Raw genomic sequence first — 18,899 nt, 5'->3', positions numbered from 1 at the left:
ATAACAACCTGCGCCCCCCTTACCCGCCCACGCTAATGAATTAGAAAACTATAATATACTAGTATACGCGAGTGAGACTTGCGAGGCCTGCCAATGTGCACGGGGTTTTCAATAGAAACCCGTAGACCCCACAACCAGACAAAAAACGTATCCGTTATGGACAAAACTTTTATCAGGCATTCCACCCCATGTCTCATGCGCACTCTGCAAGGCGAGGTTTGGCGCACATATCCTGACGGAACGAAAAAGCTGATTTATAAACCCCAAAAACAGAAACAGGTCTGGCCGACAGGCGAGTTAGATCCCCCAATTCCGCCGGGTCATTTCGTAATCGTTAATAATTGCGGTTGGAGCATGGAAAAGCTCACCTCAATGCTCGCCTCAGCGCTGGTAGAGGGCCAGTTCCCAACCGAAATCAAACCGAGAAAAAAGCGCACGAAAACCGAATTCCGGCCTGACCCGCTGATCGATTTTTGTTTGCCACGGCCAAACTGCGATCCTGTAGTTGCGGCTGCCATCTCCAAATTCACGAAAAACGTTGACGACCGCCCTTCGCTCAGCCTAAATATGAAAAACCGCTCGGTGTGGACTTTTTTGCGGCGGGATATTGATGGTGCTGTCCGCTCTTATCTTTCGCAATTGGCGGATTTATTTTACTCGGACTCGACGCTGTCCCAGGAAGCTAAGCGTTGTTTTGCAAAAACAGGAAATTTGATATCCATTGAGGGTGAGTTTAGAGCCTGTATCAGAGCGTTGCACCTTACAGGACAATATGAATCGATGCGGAGCGAAGTTGAACCCATAATAGCTACGTTAGAATCTTTGCTATGTTTGTTGGAGTCTCTAATCAGCCGCAAGCAACCAGGAAATAGCGGCGCAATTGACGAACTGCCACTCCATAATAATGAGCATTATCCCTTTTGCGAGATGTGTTGGCGGCTCTCCGCTCACGCAGAAAACGAAAATAACCAAAAAGAGAATAAAAACGATACATACAACAGCCGACGCTTTTGCAGAGATCACGACTACGGCAATTTTAGCCAACAAAATGGAATCGCCCGCAAAAAGCTTAAGGAGCGGTTTCAATCGACTCTGATACAAAGCTACAGTATTTTGAGCTGCTTCCCCGGCGTCGATATTGAAGCCGATAAGGTAATCAGACGATTTGCTTATGATTATGCACACGCACCAAGCTTGAAAGAGCTTGATATTCAAATTCTAAGGATGCAGCGGGAGGGATTGAGTCAACAGAAAATAGCGGATACCCTAAATATCCGTCACAAAAAATCCGTTTCAGATAGAATAAAAAAATGTCGCCGTTACTTTAAAGAGTCGATTGTGGCCAACTTATCCAAGTTATCGACCAAATCCTCAGCGCGCAAATGGGTGTAGCGTTTCAACATTTGCATCGAGCGGTGGCCGCTGATCGAGGAAACTTCTTGATCGCTCAAACCCGACGCGACAAAGCGGCTAACCGCTTCATGGCGCAAATCGTGGAAATGGAAGTCATCTAACTCCAGCTTCTTTTTCAGCCGCACCCAGACTGCGTTGAACTGATAAGGCTTGCGCTTGCCATCCTTGCCCGGCTCGCCAAACAAAATCAAATCCGTATCAAGGGGGCGAATCGGATTATTCAGCGCCTGCCGAAAATACTCGGTAGCTTCCTTGCTCAATGGCACGGTGCGCGGAGAGGTATTTTTGGTTTCGAGCAGCCGCACGATGCGGCGTTCAATGTCAACCTGGTTGCGACGCAGCGTCAAAATCTCAGACCAACGCATGCCAGTGGTAATGGCGATACCGGCAATCCAACCCAGCATGAGGTTTGAGTACGCGGCAACAGCTTCGAAAAGCCGCTGTTCTTCTTCGGTAGAAAGTCGGCGGTTTCGCCCTGGGCAGGGAGCAGGGCGACGGATGTTGAGAACCGGGTATAGGTCAACCCCAAGCCCCATTCCTTGGTGGCCACCGTGAACATATGCCCCAGAAGGGCAAGCTCCAGGCGAACGGTGCTGTTACTACGTGGCACGCGCTCGCCTTTATCGTTCAAGTCGCCGGCAAGACGCTCATCGCGATATTGGGCAATAATTTCAGCAGTAAGGGCAATAAGGGAATATTTCCCTAAATTAGCTATCAGAATTGCTGCCCTTCTAACCTCTGCGGATTGCGTTGATTGCCGTTTGGTCGGCGTTACTTCGGTCTGGTATTTTTCAAGAGCGGCTTTAACCGTCATGCGTTCAGCGGGTGCACGCTGAATATGGATACCGCGAACTATTTTATCTTCAGTGCGTCGTGACCAATCTTCAGCATCCCGTTTAGTGCGAAAAGTCTTGGCCGCAGTCCGGCCATCCGGCCTTTCGGATAACCGCTTTCCAGGTGCCGGAATCTGTCTTAACAATGGTCGCCACAAGACCCTCGCTACAGTGTTTTGTGCTGAGCACTGTACCGAAATTGTACCTGAGAGGCAAATTGGTGAAATAAAAAAGGCTTGCATAGCATGCAAGCCTTTGTTTTTCTTGGTGGGCCCTCAAGGACTTGAACCTTGGACCAAGGGATTATGAGTCCCCTGCTCTAACCAACTGAGCTAAGGGCCCGAAATTGTCACTCTATGTCAAGAAAGCTCTTGAGCTGCTCGGACCGCGACGGATGCCGTAGTTTACGCAAGGCTTTTGCCTCTATCTGCCGTATGCGCTCTCGGGTTACATCGAATTGTTTGCCGACTTCTTCCAGCGTGTGGTCGGTATTCATATCGATCCCGAAGCGCATTCTGAGTACTTTGGCTTCACGCGCGGTAAGACCTGCCAGCACCTGCTGGGTGGTTTCACGGAGCCCCGCAACCGTCGCTGATTCAATCGGCGACATCACGCGCGAGTCTTCAATGAAATCTCCCAAGTGCGAATCCTCGTCGTCGCCTATTGGCGTCTCCATGGAGATCGGCTCCTTGGCGATCTTGAGTACTTTACGCACTTTGTCTTCCGGCATTTCCATGCGCACCGCCAGCTCGTCCGGGGTAGGCTCGCGGCCCATCTCCTGCAGCATCTGCCGCGAAATACGGTTCAGCTTGTTGATCGTTTCGATCATGTGCACCGGTATGCGTATGGTGCGAGCCTGATCCGCAATCGAACGCGTAATCGCCTGACGTATCCACCACGTGGCATAGGTCGAGAATTTGTAGCCCCGGCGGTACTCGAACTTGTCGACCGCCTTCATCAGGCCGATATTACCTTCCTGAATCAGATCGAGGAACTGCAGACCCCTGTTAGTATATTTCTTCGCGATGGAAATGACCAGCCTTAAGTTGGCTTCTATCATTTCGCGCTTGGCTTCACGCGCGTTTCTTTCGCCAATAGACATCGAACTGTTGATCTGTTTGATCTCAGCCACCGACAAGCCGCTTTCCTTTTCGATCGCCGCCATTTTCGACTGCGCGCGCTTGATATCGTCCGCATAGCCGGATAACGCCTGCGCAGAAGCTGTTCCGCGTCCAAGAATCACATTAAGCCATTCCGCTGAGGTTTCGTTACCCAGGAAAGCAGACAGGAACTCGCTCTTCGGAATTTTTGCCTTGCTGATGGCTAGATTCATGATGAACCGTTCCTGTTCACGGATTTTTTCCACGGAACCATGCAAGGTATCGGTCAGCTCCTTGAAAAAGAGCGGCGTTTTCTTGAATTCGAGAAAGCTTTCCCCCAGATCGGCAAATGCTTTAGCTGCACGCTCATGATCCTTACCGTGCTTGTTCTGTGCCTGCACGGCAACTTTATACTGTTTTTTAAACGCTTCGAGCTTTTCGCGCACCAGTTCGGGATCAGGCCCGCTCTCGGCATCCTCGGCCACTTCAGCTTCGACCCCCTCGTCCAGCACCACCGGTTCCGGCGCGTTGGGATCGACAATCGCCGAGATCAGATCGGAAACTTTCAAGCCGTTTTCTTCCAGACGGTCAAACGAAGCAATAAAGTGCTCGACCGCCAACGGGAAACGCACCAGCTCCATCGCAGCACGGTTCAAACCTGCTTCGATACGTTTGGCTATTTTCAACTCGCCTTCACGGGTCAGCAGTTCTACCGTACCCATTTCACGCATGTACATGCGTACCGGGTCCGTGGTTCTACCGAGCTCCGCATCCACCGATGCGAGGGCCGCGGCAACTTCCGCCGCCTCATCCTCATCGTCTTCGGATACGACCGCATTGCCGGCGATCAGGTCGGTATCAGGCACTTCTTCATGGACTTCGATGCCCATGTTGCTGATAATCCCGACTATGTCTTCCATCTGCTCGGGATCGACAATATCACCAGGCAAATGGTCATTTACCTCGGCATAAGTCAGGTAGCCCTGCGCCCGACCCTTGGCAATAAGTTCTCTAAGCTGTGATTGCTGCTGTTCTTGAGTCATCGACTGATCCGATTGGTTCCTGGCGCCACAAAAATCCAACTTTTCATTATAAGTAAAAGTATTACCAGATTAAAGCAATATAGTCATCAGCCCTTCATTCTTCAAGGGCCCTGTGTCGCGAAATATCATTTCTGGGACAGTAACTTTCGCATTTCGTTCCGTTCAACGTCCGACAGATCAATAACTTTTGCCTTTCTTATCAAAGTACTGAGCCGTTCTTCCTTGAGGTTGCGCACAAAAGCTCTGATCGCATCCAGAAAATCAACCTCGGTCTTTTTGGCAAGTAGCGGGTCATCCCATACACTCAGCTGCCGCACTTGAGTTTCTTCAGGCTCACCCCTGAAAGATTCAAGTATTCCTCCGAGTTGAATGGAAGGATTCCCCTCCCAGACATGCGCCAGCTTTCTGATCAGCAAACCGGCCTTTTCATGCGTTTCCAGCAGCACACGCGTTTCTGCATCCATCAATGCGAAAAACGAAGGATTTTGCAGCAACATCACGACAATAGCTCGCAATGTCGACGGTACGGTGCGTGCAAGCGCAGGTCTGACGTTTCCGGTGCGCCGGGGCCGCAGCAATGTTTGTTTCCGTTCCTGACCGGTTTTATCCGCAAGACGCGCCAGCATCCCGTCCTTAAATGCTCCCGCCGGAATTTTTTCGAGCAGCGGCCTTGCCATTTGCGCCAGACTGGCCTGCCCCTCAATTGACCCGGCGTCTATCTTTTGTCCCAATTGCTGGAAAAAATATTCGGAAAACGGCAGAGCGCTTTTGACGCGCAGCTCGAAACGCTCCAGGCCTTCTTCCCGAATCAGCGTATCCGGATCGTGCTGCGCCGGGAGCGATAAAAAACGTATATGCTTATCGTCGCGCAGATAGGGCAGACTGGTTTCCGCCGCTTTCCAGGCGGCATTTTGTCCCGCTACGTCGCCGTCGAAACAAAAAACAAGCTCATGAGCATAGCGGAACAGCAATTGCACGTGCTCGCCCGATGTCGCAGTTCCCAGCGTCGCCACGGCGCAGGGAAAGCCCATCTGCGCCAGCGCGATTACATCCATGTAGCCTTCCACTATCAGAATTCGTTCCGGCTTTCGTACCGCAGCAAGCAATTCGTGAAGGCCGTACACTTCCCGGCCCTTTTTAAAAACCACCGTTTCCGGAGAATTCAGATACTTAGGCGTATCCTCCGTATTAATTACGCGCCCGCCGAAGCCTATGACCCGGCCACGGCGATCCCGAATCGGGAACATGATGCGGTTGCGGAAACGATCATAACTATGACCTTGCTCATTAGTGACGCTCAGTCCGGCTGCTCGCAACAGCTCGGGCGAGAACGATTTGGGCAGATTCTGCCAACCGGAGGATGCATAGCCCAAGTGATAACGCGCGGCGATTTCACCGCTGACGCCGCGCTGCTTCAGATAATCGACCGCGCGTTTCGACTCGGGATGTTCCTTTAACTGTTGAGTGTAATAGTCGGCTGCCTGCTGCTGCAAAGCATAGACGTTCTGATTATTGTCAACCGGCGTATGCTGGTTCACCGCCTCGCTGGGAACGGTCAGACCGGCCATATCGGCCAATGTTTCGACGGCTTCGACGAAGCCCTGACGCTCGTAATCCATCAAAAAACTGATGGCGTTGCCGTTGGCGCCACAGCCGAAGCAATGATAGAACTGCTTTTCTCTGTTTACACTGAAACTGGGAGTTTTCTCATCGTGAAATGGACAGCGAGCCGTAAAATTGCTCCCTATTCTTTTTAGAGGCACACGCGCATCAATCAGATCAACCAGATCGGTGCAGCTGATCAATTCGTCGATGAACGATTTCGGTATCTTGCCAGCCATAAACGAACCTGCACACAGTAGCAGGCGCGGTAGATATCAGCAGGACAGCGCCACTATACATCCTGCATCATTGCGACAGAGCCTCGCGAGAAATTAAGCGCCGCTCAGTTTTGCTCTGACCTGGGCGCTGACCGCCCCTACATCCGCCCGGCCTTGCAGCAAGGGTTTCAATAAGGCCATCACCTTGCCCATGTCGCCTACAGTGGTGGCCGCGGCATCCTTGACGGCTGTTGCTATCATCCCTTCGATCTCCTCAGCGCTCAGCGCTGGCGGCAAATAATCCTGTATGATCAGGATTTCGTTTTGCTCTACTTCAGCCAGATCATTACGGTTCGCGGCAGAGTACTGGGAAACGGATTCGCGTCGCTGCTTGACCATTTTATCGAGCACGACAAGAACCTGGGCATCATCCAGTTCTATGCGCTCATCCACTTCGCGCTGTTTCACGGCAGCAAGGATGAGACGGATGACTCCCAGACGAGACTTGTCGCCCGCTTTCATCGCGAGCTTCATGTCATCCTGTATGCGGCGCTTAAGCGTATCTGTCATAGCTCACAACCAGACTGCAATCAAACTACCGGACGCCCTTTGCGCAGGTTCTGCAAGGCAAAACGTTCGCGGGAAAGCTTCTTCAAATGGCGCTTGATCGCTGCCGCCGCTTTGCGCTTACGCTCTTCGGTAGGCTTCTCGTAAGCTTCACGGCGGCGCACTTCGGACAGTACGCCAGCTTTTTCGCAGGCGCGTTTGAAGCGGCGAATGGCGATTTCAAAAGGCTCGTTTTCTCTAATTCTGATGGATGGCATGTAACTTCCCGCGTTATCTACACAAACTATTCTGACACGGAGGCCGGACCCTACCGGTCGCCCCCACTCGAATTCACGATTATACCCGCCTGACAGCATAAATTAAAAGCTAAAACTCGAAAATTTCTGCCAAACAGTAAACTACAGTACAATTAATTCATGAATATCCTTGGCATTGAAACCTCCTGCGATGAAACCGGCGTCGCAATTTACCATGCGCAGCAAGGCTTGTTGGCGCACCGGCTCTTCAGTCAGATCGGCATACATCAGGAGTACGGCGGCGTAGTGCCGGAATTGGCGTCTCGCGATCATGTTCGAAAAATTATTCCACTGGTCCGCAGCGTTATCCGTGATGCCGGCGAGCCAACCATCGGCGGTGTCGCTTATACCGCCGGACCGGGGCTGGCCGGCGCGCTAATGGTGGGCGCATCGGTAGCGCGCAGCATCGCATGGGCCTGGCGCGTCCCGGCGCTGGCCATCCATCATTTGGAAGGGCATCTGCTTGCTCCCTTATTGGAGAGCCGTGCGCCTCGCTTCCCTTTTATCGCATTACTGGTTTCGGGCGGACATACACTACTGGTCAAGGTTGCGACGATGGGACATTACGAAACCCTGGGCGAGTCGGTTGACGATGCGGCAGGAGAAGCCTTCGATAAAACAGCCAAGATGCTGGGACTGCCTTACCCAGGCGGACCCGAGCTGGCTAAACTGGCCGAACAGGGGCAACCCGGACGTTTTAAATTCCCGCGCCCGATGACCGACCGCCCAGGCCTGGACTTCAGCTTCAGCGGTCTCAAAACCCACGCCCTCACGACATTCGCCGCCACCGGGGGCAGCCGTCAAGACAAGGCTGACATTGCCGTCGCCTTCCAGGAAGCGGTTGTGGATACGCTGGCGATTAAATGCCGCCGCGCCATTGCCGCCACCGGAATCAAAACACTGGTCATCGCCGGAGGCGTCAGCGCCAACGGACGCATACGTTCCCGCTTTACGGAACTGGCGCGCCAGGACGGCTTCGAAGTGTACTACCCTCGGCCCGAGTTTTGCACAGACAATGGCGCAATGATAGCGTTTGCAGGCTGTCAACGGTTTTTGTCGGGCGAAATCCAGGCAGGAAGCGAAATACGGGTGCGTCCGCGCTGGTCGCTGGATCAGCTTACCAAGCCCTGAGCAGAACGAAAGCAGGCCGCGCGTGCGCGGCCTGCTTCTCGAATCCGAATCAACTATCAAGCCCGGCGCGAACGCCAGGACGGAACGGACTATTTGACTCGCTGTGTTATCGCCACATATTGAAAGCTCAAGCTTTTGAAAAGCAGACCGATCACGCCGCGGACCCAATCCATCAGCGCATTGCTTTTTATCCATTGCGGCAGCAACCGGAAAGCCTGCAGCGCCACCATCGCGTACTGCACTGCCAGCGCAATAATGCTGCTATTCAGCGTGGACAGCAGATTCATGGACTCGGCGCGTCCCTGCGGACTGGTTTTCCAGTAGGAAAAGATACATTGCTTGAGCAATTTCGCCTGCGGCGTTTCGGCAAGAAACGCTTCGCGCAGTTCTTCCGCCAGAGTGCGACGGGTTAGCTGCAATTGATCGCACACCTGCGCATACTCGCGCAGGGCGGCGGTTACATCCAGGTTATGCTTACGCAAAGCGTCGCGCAGCACAAACGCATCCTTAACGGCGGCAGTGATGCCGGACGCCGTCAGCGGATGACAGCAGCCGCGCGCGTCGCCTATCAGGGCGACGTTGCCTTTGACCGTGGTTTCCGGAATGATGCAGTAGTTCGCCGCCGCCAGCGGTTTGCTGGCCATCATGGCTTCCTGCACTTCCCGTCTGAATTCATCAGGGAACGCCGCCAAATGCGCAGCTATCGATCCCTTCTGATCCGCACCCTTCAGAATTTCGAACATCACGCGTACGCGGCCGCCGCCTATCGCATAGGCATAGGACACTCCCACCTGGTTCAGGAAGATATTACCATAGCCGTGATAGGGTAAATGCGCATCACTGACTTCCGTACCCATCATGCCGGAATAGCGCTGAGTTTCGTACTGGATACCGATCATCTTGCGCATTTGCGACATCGGCCCGTCCGCCCCCAGTATCAGTCTGGCATGAACGCGCAATTCAGACTCGGCAGAACCGGTATCCACAGTAGCAACATACGATCCTCCCTCCACGGAATTCATCGCGGTTACGCGAGCTCCTTGCCAGACGTCAACGGCGTTAAAGGTTTTTACGCGCTCCAGCAATCGCTCCTTCAGAGTCGTATGCTCGATAGCCAGCCCTACCGGGCGTTTGCCGTCTACCTCGCCGTAAGGCAAGACCATGGGCTGCGGTCCGGCCTCCCCTCCCTGGGAAAACACGGCGAATCCCTGCACCTTCTGCCCCAAACCATCGTGCTCGGCAAGCAACCCAAGCTCTCGTAGTCCATCGATACCGGGTGGATGCACTAATTCTCCGGCGAGACGCCGGCCCTGGTCCGGCGAAGGCTCGACGATCAATACCCGCAATCCCAACTGAGCAAGCGCCGCCGCTGCCGCGACACCCGCTATGCTCCCTCCGGCAATAAGGACATCTACACGCTCACGGTTAGCTGTCGTTTCTTGCATTTCAAGCTCCTGAAATTAGCTAAAATTATATGCTGGCAAATTCGCCACATGCCCACGGCCATTCCAAACCGCACCAGTCAACCTCGCAGCTGATCAAGTACGCTTAACCCTATTCACCCAGCAAGCGCGCCAGACGGAATATCGCCCAAGCGGGGAAATAGCTGTGATATAAACGATAATCCAGCATGGCTGCCCCAAAAAAAACCCCATTTACCGCTTGGCGCGGCCATGCGCCGCTCTCAAGCTGTTGCGTCAGCAGCCAGCCGTAACCGCGCCGAATCGCAACATGATCATGCGGGCATACCTCAACCAGCGCCATCAGCGCCCAACCGGTCATCACGACCTGGCTTTGCTCATGTTCGATATAGCGACCGCCAAGACAACTCGTATAATGCTCGCCCCAACCGCCATCTGGCTTTTGATGCGTCAGCAACCATTGTGCCACAGATTGCACTAATCCATCATCCACTGCAACCTCAGCCATGCGCAAACTACGCACGACATGAAAACAGGCATAAGTATAGTTGATGCCCCAAAACCCCTGAAAAGAACCATCCTTGAGCTGCTGGGCACGCAAAAAAGTCACAGCCCGAGCTATCGCGCCATTTAATCCTGTTATTGTATGCGATGGAAAGCGTTTACGGTAATGCGCGAGAGCCGCCAGCGACGAACTGGTGCATTCGATATAGGAAAGCTCGGTCATGCACTGACCGAACATTTCCGATGGATTAACCTTTTCCAGCAGTTTACCACCGCGCCGGCGTTCGTAGGTGCCAAAACCGCCATCGGCATTCTGCCTGGACAGAATGAAGTCCGCAGCCTGATCCAGGCGTAGGCGCTCGAACGGACGGTCTATCGACATGTCCGGATGCTCATAGAGCGACAACAACGCGCTTAACGCTTCGGCGGCGCAATCGCTGACCGGCCAGCGATGGCGGCCATCGGAAAAACACCAGCCACCCAGCGCGCTATCGCGCCAGTGAGACTGGTAATCGGGCAATTCGTCAACGATCTGCGCGCGCGCCAAAAAGGCATGCGCGCGATTGACCGCACCATTAACCTCCGGAGCCGGCGCACGCATCTCGGCCAGCGCCTGCAATACAAAAGCGGTATCCCATGTATTGGAGTGTGCGCCCACATATCGCAAACCTTCCTCTTCATCCTGCCAGCGCCAAGTCTCTATTCCGGCCAGACTCGGCGCCAATTCGGGGTGCTGCTTATCCGTTGCAAACAACACCAGGCAGTTCAATAGACCGCTTACCGGGGAAATACCTTGATAATTGCTGACTTTCAGCTCATAAACGATATGTTTCAAACACAACCCCAAGGCTTTATTGCGCAATGCCTTGCTATGCACGCTCTCATAGGCGGCAAGCAGATCGTAAACACCGCGCAACAGCGGGGTAATCGGCACGTAAACATCACTGGGAGCCAACAGATGTCTCAACGCAGCGAAGTCTATTTGCGCATACTCATCGCCATAAAGCTCCTGCCTCAGGCTGTCACGCAATCCATCCGGCAATTCGGCACGAAATCTCAAACCGAAAAGATAAGCAATCGCCAGATAAATCTGGCGTGTATGGCAATAATAACGGCGGGGATGGAACGGCAGCCATTCAGGCAACAAAAACAACTCCGGCGGGACAGAATTCAAACCGCGGTAGTCGTACAGATCCAGCAAGGCCAGCCAGAATTTTCCCCAGGTAGGTATGGCTTTGACGCCCTGCGGCTGCGCATGTATCCAGCTTAGTCCGCGCGCCGGCAGATCATCCTGTGGAGACAGCCCGAGCAGACGCAGCGCTACATAGGCAAGCGTGGTGAAAAAAACATAGCCCGGAGATTCCGGATGCATCCCCCATGAACCATCCGTCGCTTGAGTTACGCTAAAATGCCGGACAATAAGCCGCTTTTCACTTTCAGTATAGGGATGCCCGGTGATGGTGCGCACGATCACTGCCTGGGCAAGTATCATGCTGCACCAAACCATCTCGCCTTCCCAATCCCCTTCCGTTTTCTGCAATGACAGCAGATACTGTTGAGCTCGTCTAGACGACCCGAGTATTGCTTCCCGGGTTAATAGCGCACTGTCTTGTGGGTCGTCCTTATTCGATACTGTCATGTGACCAAATATTTCCGGATTCTTTCAAGCGTGACAAGACTGCATCCACATCGGCCGAAAATCTCACCACGGAGTGTACAGCCCGTATTCCTGTGCGCGAAATTGCCTGACTAACTCATAGGCTTTAATCTGACCCGCCACACTACTGGTATACTTTCCACACTTTGTGGATATTCTGCGACAAAACAATACTTGCGTCTACAAATAATTATCGGCGGACTGCCTATTACCATTACTGTACTAAAATACAAATACATAAACAAAACTACCAAAGCTTATTTTCCCAGTAAGGCAATCCGCGCCATGGTAAAGAGCGCTTTCGCGCCATGCAGAACACCCGGCGATGCATGCAACGCATATACGCCGGGAAGCGCCTGTCCGCGCGCCAGCTTACCCAGACGCCGCTTGACCGAAGGTTCAAGCCGGCCATCGGCCGCCAGATCCATGAACATAGCCTTCGCATTGCCCAAATCGAAAAAATCGCGCTGCCAGCTCCATTGAAAGTTACCGCCATAGCGGAACCACGAACCGCCCAGACCGGCTACTTCGTATTCGCTGCCATCCGGGCGCAGCACCGGCGCTACCTGACGCCAGATGCCGATTATTTCACCTTGTTTATCATCAATGATAATCTTGTCGTAAGGGTAACGCCATTTTTCGAACCCTTCCATGTGAGCGCCCAAAGCCCATTCTTCGATTTCACGCCGCCCGCGCGCCAGAAACTCGCGGTTAGGTCCCATGTTCCAGCCATATTCAGCGTCTTCCGTGTACATAGCGCCCAGACTTTTAATCCAGTCGCCTTGGTTTTCCGCCACGCGGTTGGCCTGCAGCCAGCGCGCCACCATTTCTTCCAGTTCTTCACGAGGGTAAGCAGGCACGTTGATTTTTCCTTTGCGTTGATTAAAAGATAAATTTGCGTTGATTAAAAGATAAAAAAGATAAATAACGATAAAAAAGATGTTCTCATGTGCGGCGCATCTAATAAATATCATAGCAATACTTTATCATCACCGGATCATCCCATAACGGATTCGTTGGACACTCATGAATAATCAAGACGCCCTGACACCGCCCAAACTGAGCGGCTCGCTGCCGCTGCTCGGACATATACTCGACTTCGGCAAGAACCCCCATGACTTCATGATGCGACTGCGCGCCCGGCTCGGGGATGTCGCCGAATTCAAAATGTTTCATCAGAACATGGTATTGCTGACAGGCGCCGAAGCCAGCGAGGCGTTTTACCGAGCTCCTGACGATGTGCTGGATCAAGGGCCGGCCTACAAAATCATGACGCCGATATTCGGAAAAGGCGTGGTGTTCGATGCGCCGATCGAACGTAAAAACCAGCAATTGCAAATGCTGATGCCGGCGCTGCGCGACAAACCGATGCGCACCTATTCCGACACCATCGTTGCCGAAGTCGAAGGACTGATTCAAAACTGGGGCGAAAGCGGGCAACTCGACCTGCTGGAATTCACCAAACTGCTGACCATCTATACTTCCAGCCACTGTCTGCTCGGATCGGAATTCCGCCACGAGCTCAACGAGCAGTTCGCCGAAATCTATCACGATCTGGAACACGGCATACAGCCGGTAGCCTATGTTTTCCCCTACCTGCCGCTGCCGGTATTCAAGCGCAGGGACCGCGCGCGCGCGCGCCTGCAGGAGCTGGTGGCCGCCATCATGGAAAAACGCGCGCACAGCCGGGAACAGTCGACCAACGTCTTCCAGGCGCTGATCGACGCGCGCTACGACGACGGCAGCAAACTCAGCGCGCACGAAATCACCGGCATGCTGATCGCCGCGGTATTTGCAGGCCACCACACCAGCTCAGGCACTACCGCCTGGGTATTGATCGAACTGCTGCGTCACCCAGAACATCTGCAAGCGGTGCAACAGGAACTGGAAGGGTTGTTCGGCGACGGCAACCCGGTCACCTTCGAATCGTTACGGCAGATGCCGCGCCTGGAAAATGTAATCAGGGAAGTACTGAGACTGCACCCGCCGTTGATCATCCTGATGCGCAAAGTCGTCAAGGATTTTCGCGTAAAGAATTTTGTGATCAAGGCGGGACAGTTTGTCTGCGCCGCGCCTTCGGTAACACATCGCAGCGCCGAGCTGTTTCCGAACCCCGAGCAATTCGACCCCGACCGGTATGCGCCCGAACGCGGCGAAGACCGCAATCTGTACGGCTGGCAGGCATTTGGCGGCGGCAGACACAAATGCTCCGGCAATGCCTTTGCGCTGTTCCAGATCAAAGCCATCATCAGCGTGTTACTGATGCGCTACCGCTTCGAACTGTCAGCCCCCGCGGAAAGCTACCGCGACGACTATAAAAAAATGGTAGTCGAGCCCGGCTCGCCCTGCTTGATCCGCTACCAGCGGAATAACCGCGCGTCAACCGCCAGCTCAGACAACGCATCGCCCGGTCTACACCACCAGGCTGCCGGAGGTTGCCCGCACGCAGCGGCCGGCTTTCAGGTAGAAATCGATATGGATCTTTGCAAAGGTCACGGCGCCTGCACGGGGGAAGCGCCGGAAATTTTCCATGTCGATGAAGAAGGACGCGTTACGCTGCTTGATGCGCAGGCCGATCACGCGCTGCTGGAAAAAGCGCGGCAGGCGGAAAAATATTGCCCGACCCAGGCAATCCGCATCACTCAGACCGGCTAGCACTACCCTATGCTGACCTGGAATCCGGACCCCGTCGCGTTTGCGCTGCACTTCGGCAGCACCACAGTGCCGGTGTACTGGTACGGCCTGCTGTTTGCTTCAACTTTCGCATTGGGCACGCCGTTTTTCATGGTGATATTCAAACGCGAAAACAAGCCTGTCGATCAGGTGCACGACCTGCTGTTCCATATCATCGCCGGCACTGTGGTCGGCTCCAGACTGTTCCATGTGCTGTTTTACAATCCCGATTTCTATTTCGCGCACCCGGCGAAGATTTTCGCGATATGGGAAGGAGGCCTGGCCAGTCACGGCGCCGTAGTCGGGGTGCTGATTTCGCTTTGGCTGTATGCACGGCGTTTTCCTGAGCAGCCGTTTTTATGGATATGCGACCGGATTTCCATTTGGGCGCCGGCTTGCGGTTTTCTGATTCGTCTGGGCAATTACTGCAACTCGGAAATCCTCGGAAAACCCGGCGATCAGCCTTGGGCCGTGGTGTTCACGCGCATCGATGCGGTTCCCCGCCATCCAGTGCAACTCTACGAAGCGCTGTGTTACCTGCTGATTTTTCTCTTGCAGCTACGTTTTTACCTGCGACATACATCGAACTGCCCTCCGGGCCTGTTGTTCGGGCGTTTTCTGGCGCTGGTGTTCGGAGCGCGCTTCGTCATGGAATATTTCAAGGCTGATCAGTCCACGCTGGACAGCGCCTGGGCGCTGAGTATGGGGCAATGGCTCAGTGTTCCGGCGATCTTGGTCGGAGTATGGTCAATGTTCAGGCCTGCACTTTGGAATAAAACAGAAAATGACGTTCAATCAAGGAACTGCGATTAAGGCTGACGAGCCGATTTTTTGTCAGGACGCCAAAAGCCGATTGGATTTCGCAGCTTTGCGGCAAAACTATCGCTGGAAGGTCAACGGTTAATCATTTATAGTGTTTTTACTGGCCGGGCGGTTGTGAAGGACTGCGCCAATATTCTCGTATGTCTGGTATTTAACCGAACTGGGCGAACCAAGTGCTCGATAAACATCTCGAAATAGCTTCCGACTGCGCTGAGCCGATCAGCCCTTACGACGATCCCGATTGCCGCTATGTAGCGATGCCGGAGGCGATGCATACCTTTGCCGCGCCTTCCTTATACGATGTTTCCGTCGAGGGAGATGGCCGCCACATCCTGGCACAGCTGAAACAAGGGCTGGTCAATTGTTTAAACGGCGTCGGCAGCACCCCTGTCGATCTATCGCCGCACGATGCCGCAACGGTAAAATTTACGCGCGAACTGCTCGGCACCGGGGAAATCAGCATCCTGGCAGATCGATCCGGGCAAAGTGTAATGGTCGATGAGGCCGTTTTTACCGGCGTCTGGCATGTGCAAATCGCACAGGGAGGGCAGTTGCAGCAGGATTACCTGGAAACAGGCGATATCCCCGGCATCATACTCGCGACAGCAAAAACCCAGGATCTGAAAGCTGAATTGCCGCAAACCTTTCCGACCGGGCTCATGAACGCCCCCGCCCTGCTCCATGAACTGTCCGCAAAGTCCGGGGCGTTTGCCGCCGGGCGCGAAGAAATCATAAACCTGTCCCTGTTGCCGCTGTCGCCGGAAGACAACGCTTTTCTGGTGGAAACGCTGGGCCTGGCCGGATTGTCGATATTGTCGCGCGGCTATGGCGATTGCCGTATCAGCCTGACGCGCTTTCCGCATGTCTGGTGGGTGCAGTATTTCAACTCCGGCGAGCAGTTAATACTGAATACGCTGGAAGTCACCGATATGCCCCAAGTCGCCCTCGCCGCGCGCGAAGACTTGGAAGACACGCTCGAACGTTTGCGGTCCATAAGCGCGGAGCTGGAAACGGTAAACGAAACATGAGCCGTTCAGGCTGTTACGAGTGCCGGATTTGCTGGTATCTCTACGACCCGGAACTGGGCGACGACAGTGCGCAGATTGCCGCCGGAACCCGATTCGAGCAGTTGCCGCCGGATTGGAGCTGTCCGCAATGCGATAACCCCAGGCAGGTGTTTCTGGCCTGTGCGGACGCGACAGAACGCGAGTGAATCGCAAAAGCGAACTATCGATTCGTTGCGGCATAGCTGACGGCAGGATCGCCGGGGTCAAACTGCACGGACGCGCCGTGCAGACGGTCGACAAGCTGGCGTACGGAAAAACGCCGCAGGAGGCCATCCAGTTGTTCTCGCTGATGTTTGCGCTGTGCGGACATGCGCATCAGCGCGCCGCAGTCAACGCGTTCGAGCAGGCGTTGCTGGCTCCGGCTCCACCTGCAGTCGGACAATTTCGCGCCATAGCCGGCAGCGTGGAAATCATCAAGGAGCATGCGTTGAACCTGCTGCTTAACTTATCTTCGGGAGAGATCACACCCGAGTTGCCGCAAGCGATGTTGGCGGCGGCGCAGGCATTCGGCAAGGCGCTGGACAGCTCCGCGCTCTATCAATTTCCCTATGGGACGCTTGCGCCTGACGCGTCCGCCTATGAACAGGCGTTATGCGCATTGTCGTCTGGCCTGCATGCGATGCTGGGCGATTTTCTCGGCTGGACCCACCCTTCGCTTACCGGTGTCGGCGAATGGCAACGCGACCAGGCTTGTGTTGCGGCACGCTACATGCAACATTACGCACAAACGGAGTGGGCCGGATTTGGTCAGGCCGACACCCAGCACTTGCCATCGACTGCAACCGAAGAGTTGGAAGCCGTACTGAGCGGGTCAAACGCCGAGGCGTTCCTGGCCGCGCCCCACTGGCGCGGCAAACCTTGTGAAACCAATGCCTACACGCGTCTGGCCGTTCATCCATTGATCAGGGAAGCCGTGACCACGCATGGCAACGGTTTATACGCACGCAGTCTGGCGCGTTTACTGGAAATACGCCTGTTGTTCGATAGCCTGCCTCGACAGCTTCCCACATGCAGCAAGTTATCCGCCTGCGCGGTGCCTGCGGCCAACGGCACGGCGCTGGTGCAGGTCGAGGCATCGCGCGGTCGTTTGCTGCATCGCGTAGAAGTGCGTGACGGACTGATCGCCGCTTACCGCATCATCGCGCCGACGCAATGGAACTTTCATCCACTGGGCCTGCTCTCTTCCGCGCTGACCGGCCAGGATGCCCGTGATGAAGAACATCTGCAACGGCGGATAGAAGCCTGGGTTGCAACGCTGGACCCTTGCGTTGCGTTTAATGTTCTACTCGAACATGGCGTACAATAACAGCCATGCACGAACTATCGCTTTGCCAGGGCATCATTGATATCATCGACGCGCAGGCGCGCGAACAGCGCTTTACGCGCGTGCGCAAGGTCTGTCTGGCGATAGGCCCGATGGCGGGCGTCGATCCCGAGGCTTTGCAGTTCGGTTTCGAGTTTCTGCGCAAGGACGGCCCCGCCGAACAGGCGGTGCTGGAAATTACCGAAACTCCCGGAACGGCCTGGTGCTTCGAATGCAGCAGACAGGTCTCCGTGGGCAATTATCAAGCGCCTTGTCCGCTGTGCGATGGACACCAGCTGCAAATTACCGGCGGCGAGGAATTGAAAATTACAGCTCTGGAGGTAGAGTAAATGTGTACAGTATGCGGTTGCGGCGACACTCACAGCCATGCGGAAGATACTGCGCATGCACATCATCACGGCGATCATCAACATAACCACGATCATCCTCACGACCATGCGCACGGGCATTCCCACCATCACCACTATGGGCTGGGGCCTGCCGGTCTGCACATCGGCGGCCTGAGTCAGGCGCGCATCATCAAGATCGAACAGGACATCCTCGGCCGCAACGATGCCGACGCAGCGCGCAACCGGCGCTATTTCGACGAACACTGCATACTCGCGCTCAACTTGGTGTCCAGCCCCGGCTCCGGTAAAACCAGTTTACTCGAACGCAGCATACAAGACCTGAAAAACCAGTATGCGCTGAATGTGATCGAGGGCGATCAGCAAACCGAAAACGACGCCGAGCGCATACGCGCCACCGGAGCAGGCGCAGTACAGATCAATACCGGCAAGGGCTGCCACCTGGACGGGCGCATGGTCGAACAGGCTATAATCACGCTGAAACCGGCCGATCATTCCGTGCTGTTCATCGAAAATGTCGGCAACCTGGTATGCCCGGCCTTGTTCGATCTCGGCGAGGCCGCCAAAGTGGTGATTTTGTCGGTTACCGAAGGCGAGGACAAGCCGCTGAAATACCCGGACATGTTCCATCGCGCCGGGCTGGTGCTGATCAACAAGATCGATTTATTGCCGTATTTGAGTTTCGATCTGGAGCGTTGTCTGCACTATGTGCGCCAGGTGAATGCCGAGGCCGACATTATTCAGCTGACCGCGACCGGCGGTGAAGGACTGTCGCAATGGTACGATTGGATCAAACAAAAACGCCAGGCATTGCTGAACAGCCGCATTGCCGAACTTGAACAGGCGGCAGCCGTGAAAGCACAGCTATGACGATTTCCGCT

18 protein-coding genes and 1 tRNA gene are annotated in these 18,899 nt (G+C 54.5%); 9 read left to right on the top strand and 10 right to left on the bottom strand.

The features are described 5' to 3' along the window. The first annotated feature begins 195 nt into the window (after positions 1–195). On the top strand, positions 196–1,392 hold the full coding sequence (locus F6R98_RS21110) for a hypothetical protein (RefSeq protein ID WP_153250771.1): 1,197 nt from the start codon (positions 196–198) through the stop codon (positions 1,390–1,392). Here the strand turns inward: F6R98_RS21110 and F6R98_RS22340 are convergent. The 7 genes from F6R98_RS22340 to rpsU form a co-directional block, all read right to left on the bottom strand. Continuing rightward, a complete protein-coding gene (locus F6R98_RS22340; protein WP_228125005.1) occupies positions 1,320–1,817 on the bottom strand; it encodes a site-specific integrase in 498 nt (165 codons plus the stop codon). The two genes, F6R98_RS21110 and F6R98_RS22340, sit on opposite strands and share 73 nt — an antisense overlap. Next, a complete protein-coding gene (locus F6R98_RS22335; RefSeq protein ID WP_228125004.1) occupies positions 1,757–2,227 on the bottom strand; it encodes a site-specific integrase in 471 nt (156 codons plus the stop codon). The genes F6R98_RS22340 and F6R98_RS22335 overlap by 61 nt, the downstream gene beginning before the upstream one ends. A gap of 284 nt (positions 2,228–2,511) precedes the next feature. Next, positions 2,512–2,588 (bottom strand) — tRNA-Ile (locus F6R98_RS21100). A gap of 7 nt (positions 2,589–2,595) precedes the next feature. After that, the gene (gene rpoD / locus F6R98_RS21095) at positions 2,596–4,428 is read right to left on the bottom strand and encodes an RNA polymerase sigma factor RpoD (protein ID WP_228125003.1); all 1,833 of its coding nucleotides are present in this window, start codon (positions 4,426–4,428) and stop codon (positions 2,596–2,598) included. 86 nt (positions 4,429–4,514) lie between these two features. Next, positions 4,515–6,230: a DNA primase gene (dnaG, locus tag F6R98_RS21090; RefSeq protein WP_153250769.1), complete on the bottom strand. Its 1,716-nt coding sequence runs from the start codon at positions 6,228–6,230 to the stop codon at positions 4,515–4,517. A 93-nt stretch (positions 6,231–6,323) separates the two neighbouring features. Continuing rightward, a complete protein-coding gene (locus tag F6R98_RS21085) occupies positions 6,324–6,779 on the bottom strand; it encodes a GatB/YqeY domain-containing protein (protein ID WP_153250768.1) in 456 nt (151 codons plus the stop codon). Between the two features lie 20 nt (positions 6,780–6,799). After that, the gene (rpsU, locus tag F6R98_RS21080; protein WP_153250767.1) at positions 6,800–7,033 is read right to left on the bottom strand and encodes a 30S ribosomal protein S21; all 234 of its coding nucleotides are present in this window, start codon (positions 7,031–7,033) and stop codon (positions 6,800–6,802) included. 159 nt (positions 7,034–7,192) lie between these two features. Between rpsU and tsaD the strand changes: the two genes are divergently transcribed. Continuing rightward, the gene (gene tsaD / locus F6R98_RS21075; protein ID WP_153250766.1) at positions 7,193–8,203 is read left to right on the top strand and encodes a tRNA (adenosine(37)-N6)-threonylcarbamoyltransferase complex transferase subunit TsaD; all 1,011 of its coding nucleotides are present in this window, start codon (positions 7,193–7,195) and stop codon (positions 8,201–8,203) included. Positions 8,204–8,292: 89 nt separating this feature from the next. Here tsaD and F6R98_RS21070 read toward each other — a convergent pair whose 3' ends face one another. The 3 genes from F6R98_RS21070 to F6R98_RS21060 all read right to left on the bottom strand — a co-directional run bounded on the left by F6R98_RS21070 (position 8,293) and on the right by F6R98_RS21060 (position 12,759). Beyond that, entirely contained in the window at positions 8,293–9,648 is a 1,356-nt protein-coding gene (locus F6R98_RS21070) for an FAD-dependent oxidoreductase (protein WP_153250765.1), read from the bottom strand. A 109-nt stretch (positions 9,649–9,757) separates the two neighbouring features. Then, positions 9,758–11,767 carry a 2,3-oxidosqualene cyclase gene (locus tag F6R98_RS21065; RefSeq protein ID WP_153250764.1) on the bottom strand — a complete coding sequence of 670 codons (2,010 nt, stop codon included), beginning with the start codon at positions 11,765–11,767 and terminating at the stop codon, positions 9,758–9,760. 275 nt (positions 11,768–12,042) lie between these two features. Next, on the bottom strand, positions 12,043–12,759 hold the full coding sequence (locus F6R98_RS21060) for a nuclear transport factor 2 family protein (RefSeq protein WP_228125002.1): 717 nt from the start codon (positions 12,757–12,759) through the stop codon (positions 12,043–12,045). 52 nt (positions 12,760–12,811) lie between these two features. Here F6R98_RS21060 and F6R98_RS21055 point away from each other — a divergent pair, with 52 nt between their 5' ends. The 7 genes from F6R98_RS21055 to hypB all read left to right on the top strand — a co-directional run bounded on the left by F6R98_RS21055 (position 12,812) and on the right by hypB (position 18,888). Continuing rightward, positions 12,812–14,440: a cytochrome P450 gene (locus tag F6R98_RS21055; RefSeq protein WP_153250762.1), complete on the top strand. Its 1,629-nt coding sequence runs from the start codon at positions 12,812–12,814 to the stop codon at positions 14,438–14,440. Positions 14,441–14,449: 9 nt separating this feature from the next. After that, positions 14,450–15,271: a prolipoprotein diacylglyceryl transferase gene (gene lgt / locus F6R98_RS21050; protein ID WP_153250761.1), complete on the top strand. Its 822-nt coding sequence runs from the start codon at positions 14,450–14,452 to the stop codon at positions 15,269–15,271. A 182-nt stretch (positions 15,272–15,453) separates the two neighbouring features. After that, positions 15,454–16,308, top strand: coding sequence for a hydrogenase expression/formation protein (locus F6R98_RS21045; protein ID WP_228125001.1), 855 nt, complete (start codon positions 15,454–15,456; stop codon positions 16,306–16,308). Then, positions 16,305–16,493 carry a rubredoxin gene (locus F6R98_RS21040; RefSeq protein ID WP_153250760.1) on the top strand — a complete coding sequence of 63 codons (189 nt, stop codon included), beginning with the start codon at positions 16,305–16,307 and terminating at the stop codon, positions 16,491–16,493. The genes F6R98_RS21045 and F6R98_RS21040 overlap by 4 nt, the downstream gene beginning before the upstream one ends. Continuing rightward, the gene (locus tag F6R98_RS21035; protein ID WP_153250759.1) at positions 16,490–17,653 is read left to right on the top strand and encodes a nickel-dependent hydrogenase large subunit; all 1,164 of its coding nucleotides are present in this window, start codon (positions 16,490–16,492) and stop codon (positions 17,651–17,653) included. Before F6R98_RS21040 ends, F6R98_RS21035 begins: the two co-directional genes overlap by 4 nt. Positions 17,654–17,658: 5 nt before the next feature. Further along, positions 17,659–18,000, top strand: a complete 342-nt coding sequence (gene hypA, locus F6R98_RS21030) for a hydrogenase maturation nickel metallochaperone HypA (RefSeq protein ID WP_153250758.1) — start codon at positions 17,659–17,661, stop codon at positions 17,998–18,000. Beyond that, positions 18,001–18,888 (top strand): hydrogenase nickel incorporation protein HypB, encoded by an 888-nt coding sequence (hypB, locus tag F6R98_RS21025; protein ID WP_153250757.1) that lies wholly within the window; start codon positions 18,001–18,003, stop codon positions 18,886–18,888. Positions 18,889–18,899: the final 11 nt, after the last annotated feature.

The sequence above is a fragment of the Candidatus Methylospira mobilis genome (assembly GCF_009498235.1).
GTDB lineage: Bacteria > Pseudomonadota > Gammaproteobacteria > Methylococcales > Methylococcaceae > Methylospira > Methylospira mobilis.
This window is presented reverse-complemented; position numbering and strand designations above follow the sequence as displayed.